Genomic DNA, 16693 nt, shown 5'->3' with positions numbered 1-16693 from the left:
TAGACCAATCGACGTCACATCGTGAATTCTCGACACGGTGTTGAGAAAGCTGGACGACGGGTCTAGCGTTCGGCGTCATGAGCCTCAAAGCACGTCTCGTGCTACCCGTCGCCTGCTACGCGGTGCTGCTCGTCTCGGCACTGCAGACCCTCGTGGTGCCGGTCGTCGCCACCATCCAGGCCGACCTGGGCGTCACCACCAGCGCCGCCAGCTGGGTGGTGACCGCCAACCTGCTCGCCGCCGCGGTGCTCACGCCGAGCCTGGGCCGGCTGGGCGACCTCTACGGCCGCCGCCCGGTGATGCTGGGCGTGCTGATCGTCGTGCTGCTCGGGTCGGTGCTCGCCGCCACCACATCGAGCCTGCCGCTGCTGCTGGTGGCCCGGGTGGCCCAGGCGGCCAGCTTCGGCCTGTTCCCGCTGGCCATCTCCGTGCTCCGCGAGGAACTTCCGCCGCAGCGTCTGACCGGGGCGATGGCGCTGGTCAGCGGCATGCTGTCGGTCGGGGCCGGGTTCGGCCTGGTGGTCACCGGCCTGCTGATGCGCGACGGCGGCAACTACCACGACCTGTTCTGGCTGGCCACCGTGCTGACCGTGATCGGCCTGGCCGGTGTGTGGCAGCTCCCGCGCCGCCCCGGCGCCGCCACCGGCCGCCTCGACTGGGGTGGCGCGGCCCTGCTCGGGCTGGGCCTGGTGCTGCTCATCCTGCCGCTCGAGGAGGGCAACGGCTGGGGCTGGGGCTCGCCCCGCGTGCTGGGTTCGCTGGCCGCCGCGGTGGTCGTGCTGACCGCCTTCTTCCGGTACGAACGGCGCGTCGCCCACCCGCTGGTCAGCCCGCGCATGCTCCGCCACCGCCCGATCGTGGTGGCCAACGCGGCGGGCCTGTTCCTCGGCTTCTCGATGTTCGCCGTCTTCCTGGCGGTCTCCGCGTTCGTGCAGACCCCGCCCGCGATCGCCGGCTACGGCTTCGGCGCCTCCGTGCTCGCCGCCAGCCTCGTCTACCTGCTGCCCGGCACGGCCGGTGGCGTCATCACCGCGCCCCTCGGCGGCCGCCTGGTCGCCCGTTTCGGCGCCAAGTCCACGCTGGTGATCGCGGCGGTGCTGGCCGGCCTCGGCTTCACCCTGCTGGCCATGCTGCACGCGGCGACCTGGCAGGTCATCGTGGGCGCCCTGATCGTCAACACGGCCGTCACGTTCGGCTACGCGGCCCTGCCCGCCCTGCTCGTGGCGCACGTGGAACCGGCCGAGACCGGCATCGCCAACAGCGTCAACTCGATCGCCCGCTCGATCGGCATGTCCCTGGGCACCGCGTTCGTGATCACGATGATGACCCGCACGGGCCCGGCCCCGCTGCCGCAGGAGTCCCAGTTCGTGGCGGTCTTCGTGACCGGCGCCGCCCTGGCTGCCGTGGCCGCCGCCGTCGTCGCCTGGGCCCTTCCCCGCGTACGGGAACCGAAGCTCACCCCCGGCGAGGTCGAGACGGACGAGGTGCTGGGCGCGGCCGGCCTGAGCGTGCCCGGGCGTCAGTCGAGAAAGCCCGCAGTGGTCACGAAGAAGTAGGCACCGACCGAGAAAGCGAGGAAGACCAGACCGACCACGACCGCGCCCACCAGAGGATCCCGCTCACCGACGGGGACGGCGCGCTCGGGGTCGGCCGGGTCGTACGCGATCTCGATCGGCTCCTCGGTCAGGTGCGAGGTGTCGCTCGACCGCCCGTCGAGCGCCGTCCGCACCTCGCGACCGTCACGGGTCCGGAACCGCACCACGGGCCGGAACGTGTCGGCGCTGCGACGATGAGACTCCCGCTGATTCCCGTCGACGACCGCGGTGATCCGCTCCCCGTCCTCCAGAAGCCGCCGAACCCGCTGCCGCCGCCGCACCCCGGCGACTATCGCCAGCAGCCCGAAAACCGCGGGCGCCCCCACGACGAACGCCGTCACGAAGTACTCGAAGCCCATCGATTCATCCCCCACGCCGAGAACGGTAAGGGAACCTGTCCACAAACGGGCCCCCACCGCTCACCGTTTCGGACCTCAGCGTCGCGGATCAGGCTCGAGCTGATCGATCGTGAGGCCGGCATCGCTGAGAATGCCGTCAAGGGTCCCACGCGGGTTCGGCCGGGAGCGGTGGCCGACCGCAGAGTGGTCGTCCTCGCTCACGTCGGTTACGACCGTCACCCCGTACGGCGAAGGGTTCGTCAGCCGGAAGGATTAACGCGGATCAGTCAATAGAGTGAGGCGATGGGAATCGACTTCGCCCCATCGGAGAGATCGCGTCTAGGGATCGAGTGGGAGATCGCATGTGTCGACCGGCGCAGTGGTGAGCTGACCCCGGGGGCCCCGGAGCTGCTGTCACGGATGGGAGCGCCCGACGGCTTCCCGCATGTGACGGGCGAGTTGCTGACCAACACGATCGAGATCGTCAGCGCGCCGCACCACCGGGTGGGTCACGCCGTCGACGACTTGACGCGGCTCGTCGAGCAGGTCGGCGCACACGCGGAACCGCGCGGCATCGACCTGGTCTCGTCGGGGACGCACCCGTTCAGCCAGTGGTTCCGCCAGCAGGTGACGCCGGGCAAGCCGCGCTACGACACATTGATCGACCGCACCCGGTGGTGGGGCCGGCAGATGATGATCTGGGGAGTGCACGTGCACGTCGCGGTGGAGGACCGCCGCAAGGTGCTGCCGATCATCGACGGGCTGCTCACGTACCTGCCGCACTTCCAGGCGCTGAGCGCGTCCAGCCCGTTCTGGGCGGGGGAGAACACCGGGTACGCCTCCAACCGGGCCCTGATGTTCCAGCAGCTGCCCACGGCCGGGCTGCCGCCACAGTTCACCGAGTGGTCGCAGTACGAGGCGCTGGCGGCCGACCTGCTGCACACCGGCGTCATCGAGGAACTCAACGAGCTGCGCTGGGACATCCGGCCGTCGCCCAAGTGGGGCACGATCGAGGTCCGTACGTTCGACGGCATCCCGACGGCGTGGGAGATCGGCGCCATCGCCGCCCTGACCCAGTGCCTGGTCGAGCACTTCTCGCGCGAACTCGACGCGGGCCGGGGCGTGCCGCCGATGCAGCCGTGGTTCGTGCGCGAGAACAAGTGGCGGGCGGCCCGCTACGGCATGGAGGCGATCATCATCCAGAACGCCGCGGGCGACGAGCTGCTGGTGACCAAGGACCTCGAGCAACTGCTGCCGTCGCTGGCGCCGATCGCCGAGTCGCTGGGCTGCGCGGCCGAGCTGGAACGGATCCGGGAGATCATCGCGGGCGGGGCCAGCTATCAGCGTCAGCTGCGGGTGGCCGCGGCCAGCGACGGGAGCCTCAAGGCGGTGGTGTCGTCACTGGTCCGTGAGCTGCGCGAGGGTCATCCGGGCTGAGACCGGTTTCCCGTACGGCGGGAGAAGTGGTCCCCGTCAGGCATGTGCCGCTCGGCCCACTCGCGCAGCGCCGCCAGGGGCTCGTCGAGCGAGCGGCCCAGCGCCGTCAGCCGGGAATGGACGCGCGGTGGCACCGAAGCCTCGACCCGGCGGTCGACCAGGCCGTCGGCCGCCAGCGAACGCAACGTCTGCGACAGCATCTTGCGCGAAATGCCCGGCGCGCGGCGCAGCAGCTCGGCGAAGCCCAGCTCGTCCCGGCCGCTGGGCGCGGCCGCGACCGCCCTGTTGACCTACCTGTAAGCGGCCGGCCTGCGCCCGTACGGGTCGGGGTCGTTCCACAACGTCGTCGGTGCGGCTTTGCGGACGATCGGGAGCACCTCGGCCGCCAGTCGTTCGAGCATGTTCAGTTGCTGCTCGTGCGGGATCATCGTGGGCAGGCTGAACGACTGCAGATCGTGCCCGAAGCCCTCGTGGAACCAGAGGATCTTCTCGGCGATCTGCTGCGGCGAGCCGACCAGCACGGGCCCGCGCGCGATGGCGTCGTCGATCGTGGCGAACGTCATCGCGTTGCCGGGTGTGTGATTCCCCGGCTGGTTGAAGTAGGCCACGATCTTCTCGTACGTGGGTCCGAACGCCTCGCGGGCCTCCTGCGTGGTGTCGGCCAGGTAGAGGAAACCGGCTCCGGCCCCCACGTAGGCGAAGCGCGGGTCGTGGCCGTGGTCGGCGTACTGCTGCCGATAGTGGTCGATCAGCACGGTGTAGTTGTCGCGGGGCTGGATCGCGTTGGCCGAGAACAGCGGGTCACCCCACTTGGCGGCCAGCTCGGCCGACGTCCGGGTCGTGGCCGAGCCGTGCCAGATGCGCGGCGGACCGGCGTACGGGCGGGGCAGGCTGGTCACCCCGTCGAGCGGGCCGCGGAACCGGCCCTTCCACGTCACGTCCTCCTCGCGCCACAGGCGGCGCAGCAGCTCGTACTTCTCGGCCAGGGCCTCCCACTGCTCGCCGTCGGAGATGGTGAACATGGGCAGCTGGCGCAGCTCGTTGCCCTTGCCGATGATCAGTTCGAGCCGGCCTCGGGAGAGCTGGTCGACGGTGGCGTAGTCCTCGGCCACCCGCAGCGGGTCGAGGATCGACAGCACCGAGACGCCCGTCTGCAGGCGGATCCGGCTGGTGGTGGCGGCGATCGCGCCCAGCAGCACGCCGACGCCGCTGGAGAGGAACGACCCGGCGTGCCGTTCGCCCAGCGCGACCGCGTCGTAGCCGAACTGTTCGGCGTACCGGGCCGAGGTCAGCGCCTGCGAGAAGCGTTCGTCGGGCCGGATCTCGCGCCCGGTGACCGGGTTCTTGAGGTTGGGCAGGATGTCGAGGACCTGGAATCTCATCGGCGCTGCCATTCCCCGGCGAGCAGCTGATAGGAGCGCACCCGGTCGGCGTGGTCGTGCGTGATCGTGGTGATGGCCAGTTCCTGCGCGCCGGTGGCGTCGCGGAGCTGTTCGAGTTTGTCGGCGACCGTGGTGGGGGAACCGACGAGCTGGGTGTCGAGCCGGTCCTGCACGAGTTCGCGGTCCTCGGCGGACCATGCGTGGCGGGCCGCTTCCTGCGGGGTGGGGAAGGCGATCGCGCCCAGGCCGTTGCGGATGCTGCGCACCCACAGGCCGTAACCCGAGGCCAGCTCGGCCGCGTGTTCGTCGGTCTCGCCCACCACGACGTCGGCCGAGACCGAGACGTACGGCTGGTCGAGCTCGGCCGAGGGCTTGAAGGCGGCCCGGTACGCCTCGACGGCGTCGAGCACCGTGCTCGGCGTGTGGTGATAGCCGGCCACGAACCGCAGGCCTTTGGCCCCGGCCACTGTCGCGCTGGACCCGCCGGAGGCGCCGAGGATCCACACCTGGATCTGTGCGCCCTCGCCGGGGAAGGCGTGCACCGCCACCCCTTGCGGGCTCACGTACGTGCCGGCCAGGAACGCAAGGATGTCGTCGACCTGGGACTCGTAGTCCGGGGTGTAGGCGCCGGGCTGCTGCAGCAGGTCGAGCAGTGCCGCCACCTTGGCGCCCGAGCTTTTGAGCAGCTTGTTGAAGTCGTACCGCTTGGGCAGCAGCAGCCCGTTGTCGGTGCGCTGCTCGGTGCTGTGGTCGCCGCCGCCGCGCTGGGCACTGTAAGCCTGCACGGCGGTGGCGACCGTGGCCCCGTCGCCGGCGGGCGCGGGCTTGGGGCGGCCGATCGAGCGGCCCAGCCCCAGGTCGAGCCGGCCCGGGTGGGCCGCGTCGAGCAGCCCGAACTCTTCGACGGTGGCCAGCGGCTGCCGGTGGCCGAGCTGCACGCCGGCCGAGCCGAGCCGGATGGTGCTGGTGGCCCCGGCGACCAGCGCGATGGAGACGGCGGGGGAGGCGCCCAGCACGCCCGGGTTGAGGTGGTGCTCGGCGAACCAGTAGCGGTGGTAGCCGAAGCGTTCGGTCTGCTGCGCGAGATCGACGAGGTTGCGCAGCGCGCCGGGGACGCTGTCACCGCTGCTGCGCGGTATGAGATCGAGAACGGCCAGCGGGGTGCTCATGGCCCGACCTTAGGTTCTCCGGTCGGTAAAGTCTATAAAACCCATGGGAGATGCGCGTCTACTGGAGTCGCGCCGCCGGTGCCGCCCGCGCGACCACGCCGGTGATGCAGCCGACGGCCAGTCAGGCCGCGCCGGCGGGGGTGCACCCCGCCCCGGCGACGGTCGCAAGGGTTCGTTCAGCGCTCATAACGTGATATTCCTATAGGCAAGGTAGGTTATTGATGACGTGAGGCGGGCGGATGGGCATCGACGAGGTCGACGTCGTGGTGGTCGGCGGGGGCGCGATGGGCTCGGCCGCGGCCTGGCAGCTGACCCGGCGCGGGGTGACGGTGCTGCTGCTGGAGCAGTACGAGGAGGGGCACACCCGCGGCGCCTCGCACGGGGCGTCACGGATCTTCCGGCTGACCTACCCCGACGCGGTGCATATCGGACTGGCCCGCGAGGCGCAGCGGCTCTGGCGTGAGCTCGAGGACGAGAGCGGCGCCGGCCTGCTGACCGTCACCGGCGGGGTCGACCACGGCGATCACCCATACCTCGACCAGCTGGCCGACGGGCTCACGGCGGCCGGGGTGGCGTACGAGTGGCTCGAACCGGCCGCGGCCGCCGAGCGCTGGCCCGGCATCCGGTTCGACACCAGGGCGCTGTTCCACCCGGACAGCGGGCGCCTGCACGCCGACCGCTCGGTCGCCGCGCTGCAGGCGGCCGCGCGCGACCGGGGCGCCGTCGTGCGGCACGACACGCCGGTCACCGCGATCGAGGTCGTGGGGGAGGATGCGGTGCTGGTGCACACCGGCAGCGGCAGCTACCGGGCCCGGCGGGTCGTGGCCGCGGTCAACGCGTGGGCGGCCGAGCTGGTCGGCGCGCTCGTGCCGCTGCCGCCGCTGCGGGTCACCCAGGAACAGCCGGCCCACTTCGCGGCGCTCGAGCCGGAGGCGGGCTGGCCCAGCTTCGGTCACCTGTCGGCCGGCGTGACCGTCTACGGCCTGGCCACTCCGGGGGAGGGCATCAAGGCCGGCTTCCACGGCACGGGGCCCGAGGTCGACCCCGACCACCGCGACTTCCGGCCCGAGCCCACGCAGTTGGCCGCCTTGCGGGACTATGCGCGCAAGTGGCTGCCCGGTGTCGACAGTGACGTCTGCGTGCCGATCAGCTGCACCTACACCACCACGCCGACCTCGACGTTCGTGCTCGACCGGCGCGGCCCGGTCGTGGTGGCCACCGGTTTCTCGGGGCACGGCTTCAAGTTCGTGCCGGCGATCGGGCGGGTTCTGGCCGACCTGGCCATCGACGGCAGCCGGCCCGATTCTCGATTTTCGTCACACTCGTGACTGTTCCCTTTACCTATTAAGACTATAGGATTTGTGGGCAGGACGAGCTTGGGGAGGGCTCTATGTCGGGACGCCAGGATCTACTGTTCGCGCTGGAGGTGGACGGCTGCGGCCCGCCGGGCGCGGGGACGGACGTCGCGGCCGTGGTCGGCCACCTCCGAGCGGCCGAGGCGGCCGGATTCGTCCTGGCCACGTTCGACGATACGCCGCTGCCGGTCAGCGGCGGGCGGATCGAGGCCGGGGTCCGGGCCGCATACGGGGCCCGCCGCACCAGCCGGATCGGGCTCGCGCCGACGCTGCACGCCACCGTGACCGAGCCGTTCCACCTGGCCACGCAGCTGGCCTCGCTCGACCACGCGTCGCTGGGCCGGGCCGGCTGGGTCGTCGGCGCCGCCAACAGCGCGGCCGCGCACGCCACCATCGGCAGCACCCCCCTCGACGAGCCGGAAGGCCTGCGGCGCGAGCTGGCCGACGTGATCGAGGTGGCCCGGCAGCTGTGGGACTCGTGGGAGGACGACGCCGTCATTCGCGACGTCACCACCAGCCGGTTCCTCGACAGCGACCGCGTGCACCACATCAACTTCACCGGCGAGCGGTTCTCCGTCGTCGGGCCGCTGATCACCCCGCGCCCGCCGCAGGGCCAGGTGGTCGTGCTCGGCGCCGACACGCTCGGGGTCACCGAAAGCCTCGATGTCGCGCTGATCGCCGCAACCGACCCGGGTGAGCTGGCCGATCGGGCCCATGCCGCCCACGCGGCCGGGGCACCCCTGGTCTTCGCCGAGGTCGAGGTGCGGCCGGACGAGGGGGAGCCGTCGGGCCGGTTGCGGGTGACCGACGAGAACGAGCTGCGCGAAGTGCTCGACCGGCTGACCGGCATCGTCGACGGGGTCCGGCTGCACTTGGCCGACCTCGCCGCCGACCTGCCCCGGGTCGTCGCCGCCGTGCCCATCCCACCGCCGGCCGGCCCGACCCTGCGCGCGGCGCTCGGCCTGGCCCGCCCGGCCAACCGGTACGCGGCGGTGGCCCGATGAGCCGCCGGCTGCACCTGGGCCTGTTCTTCACCGGCGTGGGCCCCCAGCTGATCTGGAGCGCCGACAACTTCGCCGCGCACACCCACATCGACACGTTCGTGCAAACGGCCCGCACGCTGGAACGCGGGTTGTTCGACGCGTTCTTCCTGGGCGAAGGCCTGCGCGTACGGGAGAATCGCGGACGCGTGCACGACCTGGACGTCGCCGGACGGCCCGACGCCATCACCCAGCTCGCGGCCCTGGCCGCCGAGACCGAGCGGATCGGGCTGGTCGCCACCCAGAACACGACGTACAACTTCCCGGCCGACCTGGCCCGGCGGCTCGCGAGCCTCGACCTGGTCTCCGGCGGGCGGGCCGGCTGGAACATCGTGACCACGGACAACGCCTGGACCGGCGAGAACTTCCGGTACGGCGGGTGGCTGCCGCACGAACGTCGCTACGAGCGGGCCGCCCAGTTCGTCGCGGCGGCCAAGGAGCTGTGGGCCGGTCGGCCCGCCCGCAGCCACACCGACCTGGTCGAACTGGACGCGAACCCGACGCTGCCGCCCGGCCCGCAAGGACGGCCCGTGCTGTTCCAGGCCGGTGACTCGCCCGGCGGCCGGGACCTGGCCGCCCGGCACGCCGACGTCGTGTTCTCGGCCAACACCGACTTCGGCCAGGCCCTGGCGTACGCCGCAGACCTGCGGGCACGCCTGGTCGCGTACGGGCGCTCACCGGACGCCGTACGCATCCTGCCCGGGGCGTTCGTCGTGCTCGGGGACACGCCCGAGGATGCGGCCGAGCGCAACCGGTGGATCGAGCGCGAACAGACCAACGGGCCGCGGGCTGTCGCGTTCCTCGAGCAGTACTGGGGCAAGGACCTCACCGGCTACGACCCGGACGGGCCGCTGCCCGACATCGAGCCCGCCGACGGGGAGCTCGACCCCTCGCGCGGCACCATCTCGATCGAGCACCGTACGGGCAAGGCCGAACGGATCGCGGCCTGGCGGCGGCTCGCCGAGGAGCGCAACCTGTCCATCCGCGACCTGGTCGTCGAGGTCACGCCGCGGCACAACGGCTTCGTCGGCACACCCGGGCAGATCGCCGACGAATGGGCCCGCTATCTGGAGGCCGGGGCGGTGGACGGCTTCAACCTGCTGCCGCAGCTGCTGCCCGGCACGATCGAGGACGTGGTCGACCGGCTGGTGCCCGAACTGCAGGAACGGGGCATCTATCGGACCGCGTACGAGGGGGAGACCTTGCGCGAGAATCTGGGGCTGTCATGACCGAGCACGCCGTACCGCTGGCCACCAACCAGGACCTCGACCCGATCCGCCTGCGCAAGGCGTTCGGCATCTTCCCCAGCGGCGTGGTCGCGGTGGCGGCCCAGGTCGACGGCGCGTTCGTCGGCCTGGCGGCCAGCTCGTTCACGTCGGTCAGCCTCGACCCGCCGCTGGTCTCGTTCAGCATCGCGAACACGTCGAAGACCTGGCCCGACCTGCGCCGCGCGGCCCACCTGGGCGTCACGATCCTGGCCGACCGGCACGGCGGCCTGGCCCGCCAGCTGGCCGGCCCCGTGGCCACCCGCTTCGACGACGTCGAATGCCTGCTCAGTCCCGACGGCGCGGTCACCCTGCCCGACGGCCTGGCCCAGTTCGACACGACGATCTACCGCGAGGTCGAGGCGGGCGACCACACGATCATCCTGCTCCGCCTGCACGCCGTGCAGCACGCCGACCACTCGCTGCCCCTGGTCTTCCACCGCAGCGCCTTCGGCCTGCACCCCCACCCGGTCGACGGATGACCCGCGCCCCCGGCGTCGCGGCCGGTCTCGCCGACGCCGTGAACTATGCCGACGAAACGGTCGGCCTGACCGACGAGGCGGCCACGGCCGGCCTGGACGGCCCGGAGAACCGCCGCCGCACATGGAAGCTGCTCGGTGACCTCGCGGGTCAGGCCGGGAACGACGCCTGAGTGATGGTGGCGATGCCGGCCGGCGGGGCTTGCTCGTGCATGGTGATCCGGTCACCCGGCTTCAGGTGACGCCAGCCCTGCGGGCCGAGCGGCGCCAGGCGGATCGGCCCGGAGCCGCCCGCGGGCAGCTCCGGTGTCCGTTCGACCCAGATGCGGGCGATGCGCAGGTCGGGATGGCCCTCCGGCATCACCAGGCCGATGTTCCAGAGGGGACGCAGGACGCCGGCGCCCGGGACGGCGACTCGCCGGGCCCCGGGGCGGTCCGGGCTGAGCAGCTGCAGCTCGGCGCGGATGATGCCGTGGCGGGTCTCGGCGGCCCGCCACCGGCACCAGGTCTCGGCGCGGGGCAGGTTCATCTCGGCTGCGGAGGCGGCGAGCAATGTCCAGAACGTCGTCCCGGCGTCGAAGGTCTCGCCCAGCTCGATGACCAGGCCGAGCGCGATCTCCAGCTCGCGATGGTCGAGGTAGTCGAGCGCGTCGGCCACGGTGACCCCGGCCTCGCTGCCGGCGTGGGCGGGGACCATGGCGGCCGCCCGGCGCAGCGGGTCGAGAAGGTCCATGCTCAGGCGCGTTTGACGGCCACCGTGACGCGGCGTTCGGTGGCGTAGATGGCCCCCGCCCAGCCGTCGCTGCCGGCGAACGTCAGGCTGGTCGCGCCGGCGGTGGTGGGGCGATCGGCGACGATCGTGAAGGCGCCCAGCGGCAGGTGCCGGCGGTAGAAGGACAGCACGGCCTCGGGGTCGGGGGCGGTCAGCGTGAACGAGGCGCCGCTTTCCCGGTCGGTCACGTCGGTCACCTGGCTGCCGGGCGGCAGGGGAAAGGCCGACGGCAGGTTGTGGACGGCCGGACGCCGCACGACGGTGCGAACCTCGCGAGCCGTGCGCACCGTGGCCGCGGCGGGGGCTCCGCGCCGGGCCTCGTTGGCGGAAGGGGCCGGTGCCGTGGGCGCGGCCGGGGCGCAGGCGCCGAGGACGGGCGCGGCCAGCAGGGTGGCCAGGACAGTGACGAACCGCCGCGCAGTCATGTCGTTCATCATCCGCCATTCGGTCAACCCGTGCCGCCGTACGTGTGTGTCAGTGGCCACGTCTCCGTCATGCCCACGTCATTTTCCGTGTCCTGCCCGTAATGTTGGATGCTGCCCCGGGCGGCTCCGTGCCGTGCGAACGGCCGACTTGGACCCCAGCGCTAGGGATGGTGCACGCCCGGTGACCGTAACGACGACTGATCTGCGCCTGATTGATCTTCCCGCGATCGACGTCGAGCCGGAGTCCCCGGCCCTATTCCACTCCTCCTGCGCCCCGGTCCGCCGCACCCTCGCCGACGTGTTCGACGCGACCGTGCAGGCCCACCCCAACGCCCGTGCGCTCGACGCCGGTGGGGTCGCGCTGACCTACCGCGAGCTGGCCGACCGCGTCGAACTGGTGCGGGCCGAACTGCACGGGCACGGCGTCGGCGCCGGTGACCGGGTCGGCATCCGTGTCTCCTCCGGCACGTCCGAGCTCTACCTGGCCATCCTGGGCGCGCTGGCCGCGGGCGCCGCCTACGTGCCCGTCGACGCCGACGACCCCGACGAGCGCGCCGAGCTGGTCTTCGGCGAGGCCGACGTGAGCGCGATCATCGGCGACGACCTCCGGATCACCGTGCGCCGCACGCCGCAAGGCCGCCCCGGCCGTCCGGCCCCGTCCGACGACGCCTGGATCATCTTCACCTCCGGCTCCACCGGCACCCCCAAGGGCGTGGCCGTCTCGCACGGCTCCGCAGCCGCCTTCGTCGACGCCGAAGCGCAGCTGTTCCTGGCGGAGGACGAGCCCATCGGCCCCGGCGACCGCGTGCTGGCCGGCCTGTCGGTCGCGTTCGACGCCTCCTGCGAGGAGATGTGGCTGGCCTGGCGGCACGGCGCCTGCCTGGTGCCCGCGGCCCGTTCGCTGGTCCGCAGCGGCGTCGACCTCGGCCCCTGGCTGGCCGAGCAGCGCATCACGGTCGTCTCCACCGTGCCCACCCTGGCCGCGCTGTGGCCGGTCGAGGCGCTCGACGACGTGCGCCTGCTGATCTTCGGTGGCGAGGCGTGCCCGCCCGAGCTGGCCGAGCGACTGGCCGTCGAAGGCCGCGAGGTCTGGAACACGTACGGGCCGACCGAGGCCACCGTCGTCGCCTGCGCGGCCCGGATGACGGGCGAGGGACCCGTACGGATCGGTCTGCCTCTGGCCGGCTGGGAGCTGACCGTCGTCGACGCGTCGGGGATGCCGGTGGCCATGGGAGAGACCGGCGAGCTGGTCATCGGCGGGGTCGGCCTGGCCCGCTACCTCGACGCGGCCAAGGACGCCGAGAAGTTCGCGCCGCTGCCCGCCCTGGGCTGGGAGCGCGCCTATCGCAGCGGCGACATCGTGCGCGCCGAACCCGAGGGCCTGCTGTTCCTGGGCCGCGGCGACGAGCAGGTCAAGCTGGGCGGCCGCCGGATCGAGCTGGGTGAGGTCGACGCCGCCCTGCAGGCCCTGCCCGGGGTGGCCGGCGCGGCCGCCGCCGTCAAGCGCACCGCCGCCGGCAACCAGCTGCTGGTCGGCTATCTGGTGCCGCGGGAGCCGGGCTTCGACACCGCCGCCGCCGCCGAGCGCATCCGCGAGCAGCTGCCCGCCGCGCTGGTCCCGCTGCTGGCCGTCGTGGACGACCTGCCCACCCGTACGTCGGGCAAGGTCGACCGGGCTGCGCTGCCCTGGCCGCCGGCCACCGCGGCCGCCGGCTCGGCCGAGCTCAGCGCGACCGAGTCGTGGCTGGCCGAGGGCTGGGAGGAGATCCTCGGCGTGCCCCCGGCCGAACCCGGTGCCGACTTCTTCTCCAGCGGCGGCAGCAGCCTCAACGCGGCCCAGCTGGTGGCCTGGATCCGGCGGACGCATCCGCAGATCTCGGTGGCCGACGTCTACCAGCACCCCAAGCTCTCGCAGATGGCCGCGGTGCTCGACGCGCTCGACACCACCGCGCGGGTCCGCCGCGAGGTCGAACCCACCCCCCGCCGTGCGGGTGTGCTGCAGGCGCTGCTCGTCGCGCCCATGTTCGCCCTGGTCGGGCTGCGCTGGCTGACGATCCTGGCCGCCGTGGGCAACCTGATCCCGGCCGCGTGGGCGCCCGGCGTCTCGTGGTGGTGGGTCGGTGCGGCCTGGCTGCTGCTGTTCAGCCCGCCGGGCCGGATCGCTGTGGCCGCGGCCGGCGCCCGCCTGCTGCTGCGCGGCGTGCGCCCCGGCAAGTATCCGCGTGGCGGTGGCGTGCACGTGCGGCTGTGGGCGGCCGAGCGGCTGGCCGAGCTGACCGGCGCCACCGGGGTGGCCGGCGCGGGCTGGATGATCACGTACGCCAAGGCGCTGGGCGCGCAGATCGGCCCCGACGTCGACCTGCACTCCGCCCCGCCCGTCACCGGCCTGCTCAAGCTGGGCCGCGGCGCCGCCGTCGAGCCCGAGGTCGACCTGTCCGGCTACTGGATCGACGGCGACATCGTGCGCGTCGGCAAGGTTCGCGTGGGTGCGGGCGGCCGGGTCGGTTCGCGCAGCACGCTGATGCCCGGCGCCCGGGTCGGCAAGGGCGCGCACATCGACGCCGGCTCCACGGTCACCGGCGCCGTCCCGGCCGGCAAGCGCTGGGCCGGCTCACCCGCCGCCCCGACCGTGGGCAAGGACAAGGCGGCCTGGCCCGCGCAGCGTCCCGAGCGCCGCGCCCGCCTGTGGGTCGCCGGTTACAGCGTGACCGCGCAGCTGCTCGGCCTGTTGCCCGTGGCGGCCGTCCTGCCCGCGCTGGCCCTGGTGCTGAGCCGGTCCACGCTGACCGGTGCGCTGCTGATGGTCCCGGCGGCCGCCGTCGCCTACTTCGTCACGTACGCGCTGCTGGTCCTGGCGGGCGTGCGGCTGCTCGGCCTCGGTCTGCGCGAGGGCTTCCACCCCGTACGGGGGAGGGTGGCCTGGCAGGTCTGGACGACCGAGCGCCTGATGGGGATGGCCCGCACCGCGCTGTTCCCGATGTACGCCAGCCTGTTCACGCCGGTCTGGCTGCGGCTGCTCGGCGCGAGGATCGGCCGCAACGCCGAGGTGTCGACCGTGCTCGCGCTGCCCAAGATGACGACTGTCGAGGACGGCGCGTTCCTGGCCGACGACACCATGGTCGCCACGTACGAGCTGAGCCACGGCTGGATGCGCATCGCCCCGGCCCGCATCGGCAAGCAGGCGTTCCTCGGCAACTCGGGCATGGCCGCCCCCGGCCGCTCGGTGCCCAAGCGCGGCCTGGTCGGCGTGCTGTCGTCGGCGCCGCACAAGGCCAAGAAGGGGTCGTCCTGGCTGGGCGCCCCGCCGATGCCGCTGCGCCGCACGGTCGAGTCGGCCGACACCAGCCGCACCTATGACCCGCCCGTACGGCTGAAGCTGGCCCGTGCCGCGATCGAGCTGTGCCGGATCGTCCCGGTCATGCTGGCCGGCGCCCTGGCCGTGCTCGTGCTGGTCGCGCTGGCGCAGCTGTGGCAGCAGTTCGGCGCCGGGGCGGCCGCGCTCGCCGCCGGTCCCGTCGTGTTCGCCGCCATGATCGTGGCCGCGCTCACCGCCAGCCTGGCCAAGTGGCTGCTCGTGGGCCGGTTCAAGGTCACCGACCACGCCCTGTGGACGTCGTTCGTCTGGCGCAACGAGCTCGCCGACACGTTCGTCGAGGTGCTGGCCGCGCCCTGGCTGTTCCGCTTCGCCACCGGCACCCCGCTGCTCAACCTGTGGCTGCGGACGCTCGGGGCGAAGATCGGCCGCGGCGCCTGGCTGGAGACCTTCTGGCTGCCCGAGTACGACCTGGTGCGGCTGGGCCCCGGCGCCACCGTCAACCGGGGGTGCGTGGTGCAGACCCACCTGTTCCATGATCGGATCATGAGCATGGATGAGGTCACCTTGGGCGCGGGCGCCACGCTCGGCCCGCACGGCATCGTGCTGCCCGGTGCGAGCATCGGGGCGCGCACCACCGTCGGACCGGGATCGCTGGTCACCCGTGGCGACGCCGTGCCCGCCGACAGCCGGTGGCTCGGCAACCCGATCGCGAACTGGGCATGACCCCTCCGGGGGCCGATCACTCGACCGATTCGTACCTCCCCGGGCACGGCAACGGCGGGTATCGCGTGCTCCACTACGACCTCGACCTGGACTGCCGGATCGTGTCCAACCGGCTGGCCGGCAAGGCCACGATCACGGCCCAGGCCGTCCAGTCGCTGAGCCGGTTCAGCCTCGACCTGGGCCAGATGCGGGTCGAGGACGTGCGCGTCGACGGGCGGCGGGTCAGCTTCACCCACCGCGCGGGCAAGCTGCGCATCAAGCCGGAACGCGCGATCGGCTACGGCGCCGTCTTCAAGATCGAGGTCCGGTACGCCGGCAAGCCCGTCCCGATGTCCGGCCGGTGGGGCGACCTGGGCTGGGACGAGCTGACCGACGGGGTGCTCGTGGCCAGCCAGCCCAACGGGTCGCCGTCGTGGTTCCCGTGCAACGACCGGCTCGAGAAAGCCACGTTCCTGGTCCAGCTGACCACCGCCACGCCGTACACGGTGGTCGTCACCGGGGACCTCGTGTCGCGGCGGCGCGGGGCGGGCACCACGACGTGGGTCTACGAGCGCACCGAGCCGACCGCGCCCTACCTGATGAGCGTGCAGATCGGCCGGTACGAGCTGATCGAGCTGGCGCCGGGCGGGGTGGCCCAGAAGGCAGCGATCCCGCCGCGGTTGCGCACCCTTTTCCGGCACGACTTCGGCCGGCACGGCGAGATCATGTCGACGTTCGAGCGGCTGTTCGGGCCGTACCCGTTCCGCGAGTACACCGTGGTGGTGGCCGACGACGACCTGGACGACCCGATCGAGGCCCAGGGCATGGCCGTCTTCGGCCGCAACCACGTCGACGGGCGGCGCACCCATGAACGCCTGGTCGCGCACGAACTGGCCCACCAGTGGTTCGGCAACAGCCTGACCGTGGCCGACTGGCGGCACATCTGGCTCAACGAAGGCTTCGCCACGTACGCGGAATGGCTCTGGTCGGCCGCCTCCGGGGGCGCGTCGGCCGACAGCCACGCCACCCGCTGGCACATCTGGCTGTCGGCCCAGCCCCGCGACATCGCCGTCGCCAACCCGGGGGTGGCTCGCATGTTCGACCCTTTGGTCTACAAGCGCGGCGCGGTCGCCCTGCACGCGCTGCGGGCCCGGCTGGGTGACAGCGCGTTCTTCTCCATGCTGCGGTCGTGGGCCGGGGAGAACCGGCACGCACTGGTCACCACCGAGAAGTTCCGGCAGCACGCCGAGCGGTTCGCCGCCGAGCCGCTGAGCGAGCTGTTCACCGACTGGCTCGACCGCCCGGCGCTTCCCCCGCTGCCGCCGGCTCCTCGGTGACCGCCCCCCGCTTCGTCAACGAGGCGTTGCTTTTTAATGCGTTGCCCGCCCCGGGGCGGGCTCCCTATCGTTGAGGACACC

General features: G+C 72.5%; 15 protein-coding genes. 9 read left to right on the top strand and 6 right to left on the bottom strand.

Features of this window, described 5'->3' with window-relative positions; genetic code table 11:
- Window positions 1-77: 77 nt before the first annotated feature.
- On the top strand, window positions 78-1556 hold the full coding sequence (locus BKA14_RS13835; protein WP_184951327.1) for an MFS transporter: 1479 nt from the start codon (window positions 78-80) through the stop codon (window positions 1554-1556).
- Here the strand turns inward: BKA14_RS13835 and BKA14_RS13830 are convergent.
- Window positions 1520-1969, bottom strand: a complete 450-nt coding sequence (locus tag BKA14_RS13830; RefSeq protein WP_184951326.1) for a DUF3592 domain-containing protein — start codon at window positions 1967-1969, stop codon at window positions 1520-1522. The genes BKA14_RS13835 and BKA14_RS13830 overlap by 37 nt on opposite strands.
- Before the next feature lie 267 nt (window positions 1970-2236).
- Here BKA14_RS13830 and BKA14_RS13825 point away from each other — a divergent pair, with 267 nt between their 5' ends.
- Window positions 2237-3370, top strand: coding sequence for a glutamate--cysteine ligase (locus BKA14_RS13825; RefSeq protein ID WP_184951325.1), 1134 nt, complete (start codon window positions 2237-2239; stop codon window positions 3368-3370).
- Here BKA14_RS13825 and BKA14_RS13820 read toward each other — a convergent pair.
- Genes BKA14_RS13820 through BKA14_RS13810 form a run of 3 tightly spaced genes read right to left on the bottom strand, consistent with a single transcriptional unit; the run spans window position 3358 to window position 5921 of the window.
- Window positions 3358-3600, bottom strand: a complete 243-nt coding sequence (locus BKA14_RS13820; protein ID WP_260417021.1) for a winged helix-turn-helix transcriptional regulator — start codon at window positions 3598-3600, stop codon at window positions 3358-3360. The two genes, BKA14_RS13825 and BKA14_RS13820, sit on opposite strands and share 13 nt — an antisense overlap.
- A 60-nt stretch (window positions 3601-3660) precedes the next feature.
- Window positions 3661-4752: an LLM class flavin-dependent oxidoreductase gene (locus BKA14_RS13815; protein WP_184951323.1), complete on the bottom strand. Its 1092-nt coding sequence runs from the start codon at window positions 4750-4752 to the stop codon at window positions 3661-3663.
- Window positions 4749-5921, bottom strand: coding sequence for an LLM class flavin-dependent oxidoreductase (locus tag BKA14_RS13810; protein WP_184951322.1), 1173 nt, complete (start codon window positions 5919-5921; stop codon window positions 4749-4751). Before BKA14_RS13810 ends, BKA14_RS13815 begins: the two co-directional genes overlap by 4 nt.
- Before the next feature lie 239 nt (window positions 5922-6160).
- On the opposite strand from BKA14_RS13810, the gene BKA14_RS13805 reads away from it, so the two are divergent.
- From BKA14_RS13805 to BKA14_RS13785, 5 genes are all read left to right on the top strand, one after another.
- A complete protein-coding gene (locus tag BKA14_RS13805; RefSeq protein ID WP_184951321.1) occupies window positions 6161-7249 on the top strand; it encodes an FAD-dependent oxidoreductase in 1089 nt (362 codons plus the stop codon).
- A gap of 62 nt (window positions 7250-7311) precedes the next feature.
- Complete coding sequence (locus BKA14_RS13800) at window positions 7312-8280, top strand: LLM class flavin-dependent oxidoreductase (RefSeq protein ID WP_184951320.1); 969 nt, start codon at window positions 7312-7314, stop codon at window positions 8278-8280.
- Window positions 8277-9545 carry an LLM class flavin-dependent oxidoreductase gene (locus BKA14_RS13795; protein WP_184951319.1) on the top strand — a complete coding sequence of 423 codons (1269 nt, stop codon included), beginning with the start codon at window positions 8277-8279 and terminating at the stop codon, window positions 9543-9545. The genes BKA14_RS13800 and BKA14_RS13795 overlap by 4 nt, the downstream gene beginning before the upstream one ends.
- Entirely contained in the window at window positions 9542-10063 is a 522-nt protein-coding gene (locus BKA14_RS13790) for a flavin reductase family protein (RefSeq protein ID WP_184951318.1), read from the top strand. The genes BKA14_RS13795 and BKA14_RS13790 overlap by 4 nt, the downstream gene beginning before the upstream one ends.
- Window positions 10060-10233, top strand: coding sequence for a hypothetical protein (locus BKA14_RS13785; RefSeq protein ID WP_184951317.1), 174 nt, complete (start codon window positions 10060-10062; stop codon window positions 10231-10233). Before BKA14_RS13790 ends, BKA14_RS13785 begins: the two co-directional genes overlap by 4 nt.
- Here the strand turns inward: BKA14_RS13785 and BKA14_RS13780 are convergent.
- Both BKA14_RS13780 and BKA14_RS13775 read right to left on the bottom strand, forming a co-directional pair.
- On the bottom strand, window positions 10212-10793 hold the full coding sequence (locus BKA14_RS13780) for a hypothetical protein (RefSeq protein WP_184951316.1): 582 nt from the start codon (window positions 10791-10793) through the stop codon (window positions 10212-10214). The genes BKA14_RS13785 and BKA14_RS13780 overlap by 22 nt on opposite strands.
- 2 nt (window positions 10794-10795) lie before the next feature.
- Entirely contained in the window at window positions 10796-11257 is a 462-nt protein-coding gene (locus tag BKA14_RS13775; RefSeq protein ID WP_184951315.1) for a hypothetical protein, read from the bottom strand.
- A 181-nt stretch (window positions 11258-11438) separates the two neighbouring features.
- Here BKA14_RS13775 and BKA14_RS13770 point away from each other — a divergent pair, with 181 nt between their 5' ends.
- Both BKA14_RS13770 and BKA14_RS13765 read left to right on the top strand, forming a co-directional pair.
- Window positions 11439-15296 (top strand): Pls/PosA family non-ribosomal peptide synthetase, encoded by a 3858-nt coding sequence (locus BKA14_RS13770; protein WP_184951314.1) that lies wholly within the window; start codon window positions 11439-11441, stop codon window positions 15294-15296.
- Entirely contained in the window at window positions 15293-16612 is a 1320-nt protein-coding gene (locus BKA14_RS13765; RefSeq protein ID WP_184951313.1) for a M1 family metallopeptidase, read from the top strand. The genes BKA14_RS13770 and BKA14_RS13765 overlap by 4 nt, the downstream gene beginning before the upstream one ends.
- Window positions 16613-16693: the final 81 nt, after the last annotated feature.

The sequence above is a fragment of the Paractinoplanes abujensis genome, assembly GCF_014204895.1.
Taxonomy (GTDB): domain Bacteria; phylum Actinomycetota; class Actinomycetes; order Mycobacteriales; family Micromonosporaceae; genus Actinoplanes; species Actinoplanes abujensis.
Note: the sequence above shows the minus strand (reverse complement) of the source record. Positions and strands in the feature narration are given on the sequence as shown.